The organism is Microbacterium neimengense (assembly GCF_054782995.1).
On record NZ_BAAGRK010000003.1, the window covers coordinates 624,199 to 636,565 of the forward strand.

Consider the following 12,367-nt stretch of genomic DNA (forward strand, 5'->3'; position numbering starts at 1 on the left):
AGCGCTCTTGTCACCGCCCTGGCAACGAGATAAAGGAGCACACCATGGCCACTGAGCAGAAGACCACTCCCGCCGTCACCCCCGCCCGCGTCGACCGCGGCGCCGTCGGCACGACCGGAGCCGCCCCCGCGGGCGTGGCCGCAGGTCGGACCGTCATCGCCGACGGCGTGGTCGCCAAGGTCGCCGGCATCGCAGCGCGCGAGGTCCCCGGCGTCTACGCGCTCGGCGGCGGCGGCGCCCGCGCTCTGGGAATGATCCGCGACGCCATCAACGCGACCGACCTCACGCAGGGCGTGAAGGTCGAGGTCGGCGAGACGCAGGCCGCGGCCGATCTGACGATCGTCGTGGAGTATCCCGCCCCCATCCAGGAGGTCGCCGCGGGCGTCAGGGCAGCTGTGGCCGGTGCGATCTCGCGCCTGGTGGGCCTGGAAGTCGTCGAGGTCAACGTCGAGGTCAACGACGTGCACCTTCCCGGTGACGACACCGATGACGACACCGAGGCGCGCGTCGCATGAGCGCCACGGTGAGCGGAGCGCTCGTGGGTGCGGTGCTCGCCGTGTCCGCCCTGCTGTTCGGCTTCTGGGGATTCCTCCTGGTGGCCCTATTCATGGGCGTCGGCGCGCTGGTCGGTCGCGTCGTGTCGGGTTCGCTCGATCTTCGCGCGCTCGCCAACGTGTTCTCCGGCCGCCGCACCTCATGAGCACCGCGACCTGGTCCGCGCTCGGCGGCGGGAAGACGCCCGCCGCCGAGACGGTCCTGCCGGGCCGCACGCTCGTGGCCGAGCGCGCCCTGGTCGCCGTGTGCGAACAGGCGGCAGCACGCGCCGTCGGCATTCCCCGGCGCGCGGTCGCTGTCCGGCTCGGCGCGACCGCCGGCGCACTGGCGGTCCGGGTGGAGGCGCCGCTTCCCATCCCGGACCTGTCGGATGAGGCTCGGTCCGCCGATTCCGAAACGGTCACCGCTCGCGCACATCGCATCCGCGAGCAGATCCGCACCGACGTCGCGGCCCTCACCGGCCGCGAGGTGCGCCGCGTCGACCTCACCATCACCGGCGCCCGCATCGAGAAGAGGAGGAGGGTGAGATGAGCACTTCCGATCGCACCCTCGCGCGCGTGCAACGACGCGAGACTCATTCGCCCCGGTCGGCCGCCATGATCGTCGTCGTGATCCTGCTGATCGCGCTGATCGCCTACCTCGGGCTCGAGACCGTGCTCGTCATGGCGGGCGCGCCCGCGCTCGTCGCCGCCCCGGCCGACCTGCTACGCGGCCTCTCCGCGGCGTCCGGTGCAGCCACGACCGCGATCGGCGCCACCGTCGCGCTGATGGGCGCCGTCCTCGTCGTGATCGCCGTCACCCCCGGCCGACGGGCGAAGCACACCATGGCCGCCGCAGACGGCACGATCGTCGTCGTCGACAACGGCGTGATCGCTGCTGCCCTCGCTCAGCATCTGAGCGACATCCTCGGCATCGATCGGCGCCGGCTCACGGTCGGGGTGGGCCACCGCCGCGTCGATGTCACCATTCGGCCGGAGACCGGTCTGGGCATCGACCTCGACGAGGTGCGCGCCGCATCCGAGGCGGAGCTGGCCACGTACCGGCTGAGCCCATCGGTCGCCCTGAGCGTGCACCGCCGCCTCGAGAAGAAGGACGAGCGATGAACACCACCCGTCGCGGCCTCAACCGCGCCCTCGTTCTCCTCGTCGGCCTCATCGCCGTCGCATCGGGAGCGACCGTCGTATGGACGTCCGTCTCTGACGAGGCCCATCGGGTAGGGGAGCAGATCCTGACGGCGGCCGCCGACGCCGCGGATGCCGCACACGCCGCGACCCTCATCGGCGCGGGTCCGGTGTCGTGGGCGGGCCTCGGCGCGGTCGCGATCGCCGTGATCCTCATCGCGCTGCTGATCATCCCGGTCGCTCTGTTGTCGCACCGACGCTCGCGCACCGTGCTGCGCAGTTCCGAGACGGATGCGGCGACCGGCCGCGTCGTCGTCCGGGAGGGCTTCGCCTCCGATGCGGTCACCGAATCGCTGGCGCGGCGCACCGACATCCTCTCGACGCGCGTCGTGGCCGACGACGTGAGGGACGCGCCCGTGCTCCACGTGGCCGTGACCCCCCACCCGCACGCGTCACCGCGGGAGATCGCCGACCATGTGTCAGCCGTCGGCGCCCGTCTCGACGCGCTTCTGGACCGCCCCACGCGCACGTACATCTCACTCCACGCAGGTCTGCGAGCACGTCTCGCCACAGACCGGCGCACCCTCACGTGACCGCGCACCGCGCGGGTCATCCGAAAGAAGAGAAAGGAACCCTCATGGGACTCGACGACAAGATCAAGAACGCGGCTGAGGACCTGGTCGGCAAGGCGAAGGAGGCCGCCGGCAAGGTCACGGGCAACGAGAAGCTCGAGGCCGAGGGCAAGGCCGATCAGGCGAAGTCCGACCTCAAGCAGGCCGGAGAGAACGTCAAGGACGCCTTCAAGTAAGCCGGAACGTACGTGCCCCGCGGTCGTCGGTCGCGGGGCACGTACGCGCGGGGATACCGCTGCCGCGCTTCGACTGCGACGATCGAGGGGTGCCCTCTCCCGCCTCCCCCGCACGCTCGCGGATCGTCTTCGCTCCGGACAGCTTCAAAGGCTCGCTCGATGCGACGAGGGCCGCCACCGCCCTGGCGGAGGGGTGGCGGAGTGTCCGCCCCGACGACGAACTGCTGCTGCGACCGATGGCGGACGGCGGCGAAGGCACATTGGATGCGTTCGACGCGGCGATCCCGCACTCGCGACGAGTGCCCGTCAGCGTGACCGGCCCGACGGGGCGACGGATCGCCTCCCGCTGGCTGATGCTGCCCGGTGAGCGCCCCCGCACCGCCGTGGTCGAGCTTGCGTGCACGTCCGGCATCGAGCTGGTGGCTGATGATGAGAGGGTCGACCCGCTGGCCACGCACACGGTCGGATTCGGCGAAGCCATCCGCGCCGCACTCGCGGCGGGGGCAACCCGCCTGCTGCTCGGCATCGGCGGCAGCGTGTCCAGCGACGGCGGGGCAGGGGTGCTGACCGCGCTGGGTGCGGTCGTCCGCGATGCTCAGGGCCGCCCGGTTCCCTCCGGCGCCGCCGGGCTCGCGCGCGCCGCATCCTTCGACGACGGGGCGCTCATGCCTCCGCCGGCGGACGGCGTCCTCGTGCTCTCCGACGTGCGCGCGCCGCTGCTCGGCCGCGATGGCGCCGCTCAGGTGTTCGGTCCCCAGAAGGGAGCCGATGCGAGACAGGTCGAGGAGATCGAGGCCGCGCTGACGCGGTGGGCACGGATCGTCGGCGTCGCCTCGGACGTCCCGGGCGCGGGCGCGGCCGGCGGATGCGGCTTCGGGCTGCTGGCCTGGGGTGCGCAGCTCTCTTCGGGGGCCGACGCGGTCGCCGAGGCGGTCGGGCTCGACGCCGCCCTCGTGGATGCGGGCCGCGTCATCACGGGCGAGGGGTCCTACGACTCTCAGTCGCTCCTGGGCAAGGCGCCCGGCGTGGTCCGCACGATCGCCGAGGCCCGGGGCGTGCCGGTGAGTGTCGTCGCCGGCCGCTTCGGCGTGCCCGCCGGGGTGGATGATCTCTCGCTGATCGAGATGGCAGGCTCCCCCGCGGCAGCGCTCTCGGATCCGCGACGCTGGCTCCGCGAAGCAGGCGCCCGTCTCGCGCGGAAGCACACGAGCCGCGATAGCGTGTAGAGACGGTACCGGCGAGGCGAGGAGCGCACGATGAGTCTTCGCGCGCGACTGCGTCGGCGGGTCGAACAGGACCTTCGCAGTGCCCGAGTGCTCATCGACGGCGACGCAGAGGCTCTCATCACCGGCATCCGGCGCGTCGTCGGGCCCGACCAGCTCGTGCTGCCCGGCGTCGGCGATCGCCTCGCCGACCTCGGCGTCGTCATCATCGACCGCAAGGCGCACGGTTCGACCCTGCACCGTGCGCAGGGGTTCTTCTCCCGTATCGACGCACAGCTCGTCGAGGACGCACCGCGGATCTGTCTCATCGTCGGCGGCGCGAACTCGGTGGCGCCGCGCACCCTGGCGCGTCTGCTGAGCGCCGAGGTCGTCCATCAGATCGTGGTCAGCACCGCGCCCTCCCTGGCGACCACGCGTGACCGGGCCGACCGCCGACGCCTGCGCGCGCTGGGATGGCTCGGAATCGACATCCTGCGACTCGGTCGCGTCTGAGCGGCGCTGCGCCAACCGCAAGGAATGCGCAAGAAATGCGCAAGATCCGCAATCCCACCTGAGGATTGGGGCCGTTCCGCCCGAATTCCCGTGGACGTCGTCCGCAGCTGAAACCGCTCTCGTAGCGTAGCTCCGGCAGCATTCCGCTGCTCTCGGTGAGCGCCCCGTCACCCGAAGGCGTGGGCGCTCACCGCTCCCTCGGCAGGAGACAAGATGGGGAAGACCCCTGCGCTTCCGAGCGCACGCAAGCGGCAGTGGGGATCCGAACGGCGCCGCGAGCCGCTGCCTACCCTCCACCCGCGTCCCTCGGCGGCGAAGATCGTCTGGGCACGCGTCGCCATCGCGATCACGGTCGCCGGCTGGGCCGCATACATGCTCACCACCGCGCTGCGCCAGATCTTCGCCTACGACGGCGAGAACATCTGGCCCACGGTCGAGGCCTGCATCTACGCCCTCGTCATCACGGCGCTGAGCTTCTCGGCGCTCATGTTCCTCGTGCAGCGCGAGGCCGCGCTCAGACGGTTCCGCGATCACGAACGAGTTCCGCGCGCGGAGCTCGACCGCCACTTCGACGACGAGCACGGCGAGGGGATGACGGTCCTCATCCCCTCGTACGCCGAGGAGCCCTCGGTCATCCGCAAGACCATGTGGTCGGCGGCGCTGCAGGAGTATCCCTCGCTGCGCGTCGTGCTGCTGCTCGATGACCCTCCGTTCCCCACGGATCCGCACACGCTCGCCCGCCTGGAGGCGACACGCCAGATCGCCCTGGGAATCGCAGAGGACCTGGCCGAGCCGTCGTACCGCTTCACAGAAGCGCTGTTCGACTTCGAGCAACGTGCCGCGACGAGCGGCGTCGGCGAGGCGGAGATCCTCTCCCTGCGTGACGAGTATCGCTACGCGGTCGCCTGGCTGAACGACATGGCGGACTCCGAACCGCACGAGGACCACGTCGACACCTTCTTCATCGACCAGGTGGTCCGCGGGCTCGCCGATGACCTGGACCTCACGGCATCGGCGCTCGAGTCCGCCGCCGAATCCGGGACCGAACTCTCCCACCAGCGTCTGCACGAGCTGCACCGACGCCTGGTGTGGATCTTCTCGGTGGATGTCGGCACATTCGAGCGCAAGCGCTACGCCTCGCTGTCCAGCGAGGCGAACAAGGCGATGAACCTCAACGCCTACATCGGCCTGATGGGCGGTCGCTACCGGTTCGTGGAAGGCCCCGGCCGAAAGACCGCGCTGCGCCTGGTCGCCGGCGCCGGGCAGGAGGCCGATCTCGTCATCCCCAACTCGGACTACCTGCTCACCCTCGACGCGGACTCGCTCCTGCTGCGCGACTACTGCCTGCGTCTGGTCTACTTCCTCGAGCAGCCCGGCAACGAACGAGTCGCCGTCACTCAGACGCCGTACTCGTCCTTCCGCGGCGCCCCGACGCGCATCGAACGTCTGGCGGGCGCGACGACCGACATCCAGCACATCCTCCACCAGGGCATGTCGGGCTACGACGCCACCTTCTGGGTCGGCGCCAATGCCGTGATCCGCATGGAGGCGATGGACGACATCATGCAGATCGACGATGTCGACGGCTTCGAGGTGCGTCGCTACGTGCAGGACCGCACGGTGATCGAGGACACGGAGTCCTCGGTGGATCTCGCCGATCACAACTGGACGCTCGTGAACTACCCCGAGCGACTCAGCTACTCGGCCACACCGCCCGACTTCGGCTCTCTCGTGGTGCAGCGCCGACGCTGGGCGAACGGCGGCCTGCTCATCCTGCCGAAGTTCCTGCGTCAGGTGCGCGCCCGCAGACGCAGTTCGCGCCCGGTGCGCCTGGGCGAGTGGATGATCCGCGTGAACTACATGGCCTCGCTCGCGTGGGCGAGCTTCGCGCTGCTTCTCCTGCTCACCTTCCCGTTCGACAGCGACCTGCTGAGCCCGCTCGTCCTGGTCGCGGCAGCGCCGTACTTCCTGTGCCAGGCGAGCGATCTGAAGTACTCCGGCTACCGGTACCTCGACATCCTTCGCATCTACGGCTTCAATCTGATTCTGCTGCCGGTCAACCTCGCCGGCGTGCTGAAGTCGATCGAGCAAGGCCTGACCGGACGCAAGATCCCGTTCGCCCGCACCCCGAAGGTGCGCGAGCGGACGGCGACGACCCTGCTCTACGTCGTTGCGCCCTGGGCGATCGTCGCGTTCTCGATCTTCACCGCCTGGTGGAGCTTCAACGCCCAGAACTGGGGCACGTTCTTCTTCGGCACTCTCAACGCGGTCAGCGCCCTCTGGGCATGCATCGAGAACATCGGCGTGCGCAACTCGATCGTCGATGTGTGGATGGGGCTGACCAACTGGATGTGGGTTCCCGTGTCCACCGGGCCCACGGGTCGCGCCGCCCCCGGTGAACCCGGCTTCGACTGGGAGGACGCACTGTTCCACGGCTACCCCGCCGCCGGAGATCCGGTCCGTCGCGCGGCCCGCCCGGCCGCATCCGCCCCGGTCGTGGCGACACCGCAGCGCGCGCTCGAGGCGAGAAGTGCATCGGGCCGGCGCGCATGAACCCACGCGTCGCCTACACCGCACCGCCCGCTCCCGGCCCGTATGACGGCAAACGCCTCTCACCCTGGCGGGTCGCGCTCGGGATCATCATCCTCGTCGCCATCGTCGCCGGTTCGCTCTTCGGATACCGCCTGCTGGTCGTGGACCAGGTGCGTGCGGTCACGGGGGCTGCCTGGTTCGCGCCGTACGTCGACGTCACGACCACACCGTTCTTCGCATTCGAGAAGCCCGAGAACGATGCCGACCGGGACGTCGTCCTCTCGTTCGTGGTGGCCGCCGCGGCGGATTCGTGCACGCCGTCCTGGGGCGGGTACTACGACCTCGACGAAGCGGCTCGCGATGTGGATCTCGATCGCCGCATCGCGCGGCTGCGCGAGAGCGGCGGCGATGTCGTCCTGTCCTTCGGCGGAGCTTCCGGCACCGAGCTCGCAGGTGCGTGCACCGACGAAGAGGCTCTCGGACAGGCGTATCGAAGCGTCATCGACCGCTACGACGCATCGACGATCGACCTCGACGTCGAGGGGGAGAATCTCGAGGACCCGGTGTCGGGTCTGCGACGGGCGGTCGCGATCGCCGATCTGCAGCGAGAGCGGCGGGCGGCGGGCGAGGAGCTCGCCGTCTGGCTCACGTTGCCGGTCGCGCCCGATGGGCTGACCGCCGCCGCACGCACGGCCATCGCGCAGATGCTGCAGTCCGGTGTGGATCTGACCGGGGTCAACGTCATGACGATGGACTATGGCGTGGACCGCGCCGCGCAGACCATGGCAGAGACCGCCATCGATGCGCTCCGGGCGACGCATGCGCAGCTCGGCGCGCTCTACGAGGACGCCGGAACGACGCTCACCGCGCCCACGCTCTGGGGCAAACTGGGTGCGACACCCATGATCGGTCAGAACGATGTGGCCGGCGAGGTCTTCACGCTCGACGATGCCGCGACGCTGAACGCCTTCGCGCAGCAGCAGCGGATGTCACGACTGTCGATGTGGTCGTTGAACCGGGACCGGACGTGCGGCACCAATTACGCCGACACCTCGGTCGTCTCCAACGACTGCAGCGGCGTCGACCAGCAGGACGCGACATTCGCCGAGACCCTCCAGCCCGGATTCGAGGCCGCACCCGACGAGTCGGCGGGGCGCCGCACCACGCCGGAACCGGTTCCCACGGTGACCGACGACCCCGCGACGAGCCCGTACCCGATCTGGAACGAGACCAACACGTACCTCTCCGGCGCGAAGGTCGTCTGGCGGCAGAACGTCTACGAGGCGAAGTGGTGGACGCGCGGCGACGATCCGGACAACCCGTTGGCGGATGCGGACTCGTGGCCGTGGCGACTGATCGGCCCCGTGCTGCCGGGCGAGACGCCCTATCCGCAGCCCACGCTGCCGGCGGGAACCTATCCGGACTGGGATCCGGCGGCGACGTACACCGAAGGTCAGCGCGTGATGTTCCAGCAGGTCCCTTACGAGGCCAAGTACTGGACGCGCGGCGACAGTCCCGCCGCCCAGGCCACGGACGCGGACGGCTCACCGTGGCAGCCCCTGACGATCGCTCAGCTCGAGCAGATCATCCAGAGCGGCCCCTGACACGGCGCCGCGTCAACCTCCGCCGGGAAGGCCGCACAGCGACGTAGCGTGCCGGCATCCGCTGGATCCGATCGAAAGGAGACCACGATGTCGAACAACACCTTCCCTCCTCCGGTGCCGCTGCCGGGCGACGGCGACCCCGAGGAGACGCCGACGCGCGAGGTGGGCGGCGAAGAGCTGCTGGACGAAGACCTCGACGATGCCCAGATCGACAGCGCCGATGCCGACCGCATCGCCTCCCAGGAGGGCGACGCGAGCTGAGACGGAGCCGAGGGACCTCGCGCCGAACGGTGCGGGATCCCTCGGCCCCGCAGGCGTCATCGGTCCGCGTACTCCGGCGGCCACACCACGCAGAACCGCTCGAAGACGATCTCGTCGTCCTCGGACCAGACGGCGCCGCGCGCGGCGCTGACCCGCTCCCAGTAGCGGCGGTGCTCGCGCTGCCAGCTCTCGAGCGAGCCGTCGTCCTCTGCCTCGTCTCTGGCGAAGGATGCGTCGGCGCTGCCGAAGGGGCCGAGGCGCAGCTCGGTGCTGCGGATCACGATGCGCGGAGCGCCCGTGCTGTCGCAGGCGATCCAGTGCGAGCCGATACGAGGAACCGCCTCGCCGCGCGCCAGGAAGTCGGCGACGAGTTCGGCGGTTGCGCGCTTGCGTCCCGATAGGACGATGTCGAGGAGCTCGTCGGCCAGACGCGCCGAGTCGCCGAAGTGCTCGACGGTGTACTCGGGTGAGGCGCTCACGGCCTCGGGGTGCGCGGCGCGGTACTGCTCCCACATCCGTTCGGCGGCGGCGACGTCCCGGCTGAGTGCGATCGAGGAACGGGATGGTTCGGACATCCATCGATTCTCCCAGCTCGACCAAACCGACAGTGCCCCGGGGCGACGCTCGCCACCCCGGGGCACTGCCTGGTCATCCGCTAGAGCTCGGAGCGGCGCGCCCGCGCGCGCAGCCGGAGCATCACCAGGATGCCGAGGCCCAGCATCGCCGCGCCGAACAGCGAAGCCGACATCAGCGGCGCCGCGTCCTGCCCCGTCGCCGCCAGCGCACCCGCGGCCGCGCGGACGGTGACCGGCAACTGAGCGAGGATGCGGTCGCCATCGCGCAGTTGGATGTGGTGCTCTCCGGGCGTGATGTCCGCGGGGATCGTCACCGTCGCGCGAAGCGCACCGTCGGTCACATCGGCCGTGGCCAGCGCGCGGTACGTGCTCGCGATACCGATCTCCACCTTCGCGACCTCGAGCCCCTGCGCCGTCACCGTCAACGACTCCCCTGCACGCACCTCAGTGCGAGACAGGACCGCGGTGACCTCGGACTCACCCGGGTTACCCGGGTTGCCGGGGTTGCCCGGGTTGCCGGGCTCGGTTCCCTCGTCGGCCGTGAGCGTCCAGTTGTCGACCTCCATGAGCTTCGAGTCCGCGCCGCCCTCGGGCTCCGCGAAGACGAAGAACACGTCGTGCTCGCCGGTCGCACCGGTGAGGTCGGCGCTCACGGTCGTCCACTCGCCCACGGTTCCGCCCACGGCGATCTCGCCGACCACGGGGCCGTCGACCTGGTCCAGGCGGACCTGGATCGACGCACCCTCGACGAGCGGCTTCACACGTGCCGACACAGAGGCGGCCCCGTCGCCGAAATCGACACCGGAGATTCCGGCGAAGTCGCCGTCGTCGATGGAGCTCAGCACCATGTTGCCGCCCCCGTTGTGCTCGGGGAACTCGACGGATGCCGCCTCCGTGGCGACCGTCTTCAGCCCCAGCTGCCATGCCAGCGTCTCGGCCTCGAAGGTGCGGTACGGGTCGAACGCCTCGACCTGCTCGACCCCGGCACGTGTTCCCTGCACGGGCTTGATGGTGCCGTCGTCGTTGAACTCGAGCTTGTCGATGTGCACGGAGCGGTAGCCCTGGGTCGATCCCGGGGTTCCCAGCGCCGCCGCCCACGCCGCGCCACGCGTCTGGGCGTGGTACGTGAAGTACGTCTCGCCCTTGAACGTGAACATGTCGGAGTGGTTGTTGCCGCCGTTGCCCGCGCCGAAGAACGTGCCCTGGTTCTGGAACGCCACACCCGCATACGTGGACGCCGGGAGCTTCATCGGGTCGTCGGTCATCATGTAGGCGATGCCGCCGCGCGACGGGTACTGCCCGGGCACCTCGTTGACCTGGAAGTTCGACGAGTACGAGTAGTAGTACGTGTCGCCGCGCTTGAACATGCTCGAGGCCTCGAACATGCCGGGGCCGTCGATCTCCACGGGGTCGCCGTCGAGCGTCACCATGTCGTCCTTCAACTTCACGACACGCGTCGACTTGGGGTTCTGCGGACCCTGGACGTTGCTACCGGACCCGATCTGGGAGTTGCCGCCGAAGTACAGGTACGCCTGTCCGTCGTCGTCGATGAAGACCTCGGGGTCGAACAGCCACATCCCCTGCGGGAAGCCGCCGCCGGCGATGTAGTCGGGCGAGACTGTGTCGGGGATGATCTTCTTGCCGACCGGATCGGTCCAGGGTCCGAGCGGCGATCCACCCACGACCACGGCCGTTCCGGTTCCGCTGTCGCAGAAGTACAGGTAGACCTTGCCGTCCTTCTCGATGGCTGCCGGAGCCCACGAGTTGCGAGCCCACGGAGCTGCGCCGCCCTCGCGCGCGATCGGCACCGCGCCGTGGTCGACCCAGTTGACCATGTCGGAGGTCGACATGACGTTCAGCCGCGTGATGTCGCCGTAGCCGTTGGACTGCGTCGGCAGGCCGTTCGCGTCCTTGCTGTTCTTCTCGTACTGCTGGGTGTCATCCGTCGAGTAGATGTAGAGGCGGCCGTTGTAGATCAGATGATGCGGGTCGGCGCCGAACTTGTGACCGACGAGCGGATTGTGGTCGCCGACGGGCTTGGTCTGCACCTCCTCCAGGCCGCCGTACGTCGGGGCCGTCGGGGCGTCCGCAACCTTGATCAGTGACATGTCGTCGACCTGGAAGTCCTGCAGCGCATTCGATCCCCACGGCGTCTCGACGAAGAGCCAGTCCGCGGACGCGTGGTTGGCCCCGGCCGTGAACTCCTTGGAGAAGGTGCCCCACTCGCCGCGCGTGAAGGTCTGACCGTTGTCGACGCAGTCGTTGAAGTTGCTCGGGCAGAACGTGAAGTTGAACTGCTGGGTGGGCTCACCCTCGGTGTACTTCAGCTTGCCGCCGAGGCGGTAGGTGGCGCCGACTTCGAGCTTGCCCGTCACCGAGGCGAAGGGACCCGATTGGGTGTTGGTGCGACCGGTGACCTTGAGGGAGTGCGCCCCGCTGGCTGCGTCATCGCTGAGCGCGAGCGTGCCGGAGCGGGCCGCGGTCCATCCCGTGAACCCGTCCACGAACCGGCCATCAGGAAGGAGGTTTCCGGCGACGGCCGGCGGCTCGGTCACGACGGGCGTACCGGGGTCGGTGCCGCCTGCCGCGGTCAGGGAGACATCGTCGATGACGAAGCTCTGCACGTTCGTGTTCCACGGCGTCTCGACGAACATGATGTCGTAGTTCGCGATCGCCGGGGTGAAGGTCTTCTCGAGGACCTTCCACTGACCTGCAGTGACCGTGGCGCTGGTCACGACATCGCACTGGCTGCGCGAACTCGTGCACAGCACGACATTGAAGTTCTGGGTGGCCGTGCCCGCGTCGAACTTCACCGCGAGCGACAGGTCGTAGCTCTTCGCAGGATCCAGGAGGCCGGTGACGGTGGCCGTCGGTCCGGACTGGAACGTGGTGCGACCGCTGATGGCGAGCGACTTGCTCCCCGACTTCGCGTCGCTGCTCTCGGCGAGCGTTCCGCCGAGGGGCGCGGTCCAGCCGCTGATCCCGGCTTCGAACGTGCCGTTCGCGATCAGCGGGGTGGACGCAGCGTGGGCCGCGGGGATCGCGACCGCCGAGGACAGCGCGAGTGCGCCGATTCCCAGCAGGGCGCCGAGTGTCCGTGGCCCGCGTGCGCGTGCACGGCGAGGGGTGCGTAGGGGTGGTCTCACGTCTTGTCTCCTTTGAGTTCGAGTGCCACCAGCGCCTCATCTGCGAAAGC

General features: G+C 69.5%; 13 protein-coding genes. 11 read left to right on the forward strand and 2 right to left on the reverse strand.

The genetic code is table 11. From position 1 onward, the window contains the following. Nucleotides 1–44: 44 nt before the first annotated feature. From ACYVJS_RS05725 to ACYVJS_RS05775, 11 genes are all read left to right on the forward strand, one after another. Nucleotides 45–515: an Asp23/Gls24 family envelope stress response protein gene (locus tag ACYVJS_RS05725; RefSeq protein ID WP_460738568.1), complete on the forward strand. Its 471-nt coding sequence runs from the start codon at nt 45–47 to the stop codon at nt 513–515. Then, the gene (locus tag ACYVJS_RS05730) at nt 512–700 is read left to right on the forward strand and encodes a DUF2273 domain-containing protein (protein ID WP_460738570.1); all 189 of its coding nucleotides are present in this window, start codon (nt 512–514) and stop codon (nt 698–700) included. Before ACYVJS_RS05725 ends, ACYVJS_RS05730 begins: the two co-directional genes overlap by 4 nt. Continuing rightward, nucleotides 697–1,086: an NTP pyrophosphohydrolase gene (locus ACYVJS_RS05735; protein ID WP_460738572.1), complete on the forward strand. Its 390-nt coding sequence runs from the start codon at nt 697–699 to the stop codon at nt 1,084–1,086. The genes ACYVJS_RS05730 and ACYVJS_RS05735 overlap by 4 nt, the downstream gene beginning before the upstream one ends. Then, on the forward strand, nt 1,083–1,658 hold the full coding sequence (locus ACYVJS_RS05740; protein ID WP_460738574.1) for a DUF6286 domain-containing protein: 576 nt from the start codon (nt 1,083–1,085) through the stop codon (nt 1,656–1,658). Before ACYVJS_RS05735 ends, ACYVJS_RS05740 begins: the two co-directional genes overlap by 4 nt. After that, nucleotides 1,655–2,269: a hypothetical protein gene (locus tag ACYVJS_RS05745; RefSeq protein WP_460738576.1), complete on the forward strand. Its 615-nt coding sequence runs from the start codon at nt 1,655–1,657 to the stop codon at nt 2,267–2,269. Before ACYVJS_RS05740 ends, ACYVJS_RS05745 begins: the two co-directional genes overlap by 4 nt. 44 nt (nt 2,270–2,313) lie before the next feature. Next, nucleotides 2,314–2,484 carry a CsbD family protein gene (locus tag ACYVJS_RS05750; RefSeq protein ID WP_460738578.1) on the forward strand — a complete coding sequence of 57 codons (171 nt, stop codon included), beginning with the start codon at nt 2,314–2,316 and terminating at the stop codon, nt 2,482–2,484. Between the two features lie 89 nt (nt 2,485–2,573). Beyond that, entirely contained in the window at nt 2,574–3,710 is a 1,137-nt protein-coding gene (locus tag ACYVJS_RS05755) for a glycerate kinase (RefSeq protein WP_460738580.1), read from the forward strand. Nucleotides 3,711–3,740: 30 nt separating this feature from the next. Then, complete coding sequence (locus ACYVJS_RS05760) at nt 3,741–4,199, forward strand: hypothetical protein (RefSeq protein WP_460738582.1); 459 nt, start codon at nt 3,741–3,743, stop codon at nt 4,197–4,199. Between the two features lie 213 nt (nt 4,200–4,412). Continuing rightward, nucleotides 4,413–6,752 (forward strand): glycosyltransferase family 2 protein, encoded by a 2,340-nt coding sequence (locus ACYVJS_RS05765; protein WP_460738584.1) that lies wholly within the window; start codon nt 4,413–4,415, stop codon nt 6,750–6,752. Beyond that, nucleotides 6,749–8,335 (forward strand): chitinase, encoded by a 1,587-nt coding sequence (locus ACYVJS_RS05770; protein ID WP_460738586.1) that lies wholly within the window; start codon nt 6,749–6,751, stop codon nt 8,333–8,335. The genes ACYVJS_RS05765 and ACYVJS_RS05770 overlap by 4 nt, the downstream gene beginning before the upstream one ends. 87 nt (nt 8,336–8,422) lie before the next feature. Beyond that, nucleotides 8,423–8,596 (forward strand): hypothetical protein, encoded by a 174-nt coding sequence (locus ACYVJS_RS05775; protein WP_460738588.1) that lies wholly within the window; start codon nt 8,423–8,425, stop codon nt 8,594–8,596. 56 nt (nt 8,597–8,652) lie between these two features. Here the strand turns inward: ACYVJS_RS05775 and ACYVJS_RS05780 are convergent, their stop codons facing one another. Together ACYVJS_RS05780 and ACYVJS_RS05785 are read right to left on the reverse strand one after the other, a co-directional pair. Beyond that, a complete protein-coding gene (locus ACYVJS_RS05780; RefSeq protein ID WP_460738590.1) occupies nt 8,653–9,171 on the reverse strand; it encodes an ASCH domain-containing protein in 519 nt (172 codons plus the stop codon). 80 nt (nt 9,172–9,251) lie between these two features. Continuing rightward, nucleotides 9,252–12,317: a carbohydrate binding domain-containing protein gene (locus tag ACYVJS_RS05785; RefSeq protein ID WP_460738592.1), complete on the reverse strand. Its 3,066-nt coding sequence runs from the start codon at nt 12,315–12,317 to the stop codon at nt 9,252–9,254. Nucleotides 12,318–12,367: the final 50 nt, after the last annotated feature.

What these genes read in the sequence shown, in the direction of transcription:
- ACYVJS_RS05730 (WP_460738570.1), top strand. Translation starts at nt 512, where the DNA reads ATGAGCGCCACGGTGAGCGGAGCGCTCGTGGGTGCGGTGCTCGCCGTG.
- ACYVJS_RS05760 (WP_460738582.1), top strand. Translation starts at nt 3,741, where the DNA reads ATGAGTCTTCGCGCGCGACTGCGTCGGCGGGTCGAACAGGACCTTCGC.
- ACYVJS_RS05750 (WP_460738578.1), top strand. Translation starts at nt 2,314, where the DNA reads ATGGGACTCGACGACAAGATCAAGAACGCGGCTGAGGACCTGGTCGGC.
- ACYVJS_RS05735 (WP_460738572.1), top strand. Translation starts at nt 697, where the DNA reads ATGAGCACCGCGACCTGGTCCGCGCTCGGCGGCGGGAAGACGCCCGCC.
- ACYVJS_RS05770 (WP_460738586.1), top strand. Translation starts at nt 6,749, where the DNA reads ATGAACCCACGCGTCGCCTACACCGCACCGCCCGCTCCCGGCCCGTAT.
- ACYVJS_RS05745 (WP_460738576.1), top strand. Translation starts at nt 1,655, where the DNA reads ATGAACACCACCCGTCGCGGCCTCAACCGCGCCCTCGTTCTCCTCGTC.
- ACYVJS_RS05725 (WP_460738568.1), top strand. Translation starts at nt 45, where the DNA reads ATGGCCACTGAGCAGAAGACCACTCCCGCCGTCACCCCCGCCCGCGTC.
- ACYVJS_RS05740 (WP_460738574.1), top strand. Translation starts at nt 1,083, where the DNA reads ATGAGCACTTCCGATCGCACCCTCGCGCGCGTGCAACGACGCGAGACT.
- ACYVJS_RS05765 (WP_460738584.1), top strand. Translation starts at nt 4,413, where the DNA reads ATGGGGAAGACCCCTGCGCTTCCGAGCGCACGCAAGCGGCAGTGGGGA.
- ACYVJS_RS05780 (WP_460738590.1), bottom strand. Translation starts at nt 9,171, where the DNA reads ATGTCCGAACCATCCCGTTCCTCGATCGCACTCAGCCGGGACGTCGCC.
- ACYVJS_RS05775 (WP_460738588.1), top strand. Translation starts at nt 8,423, where the DNA reads ATGTCGAACAACACCTTCCCTCCTCCGGTGCCGCTGCCGGGCGACGGC.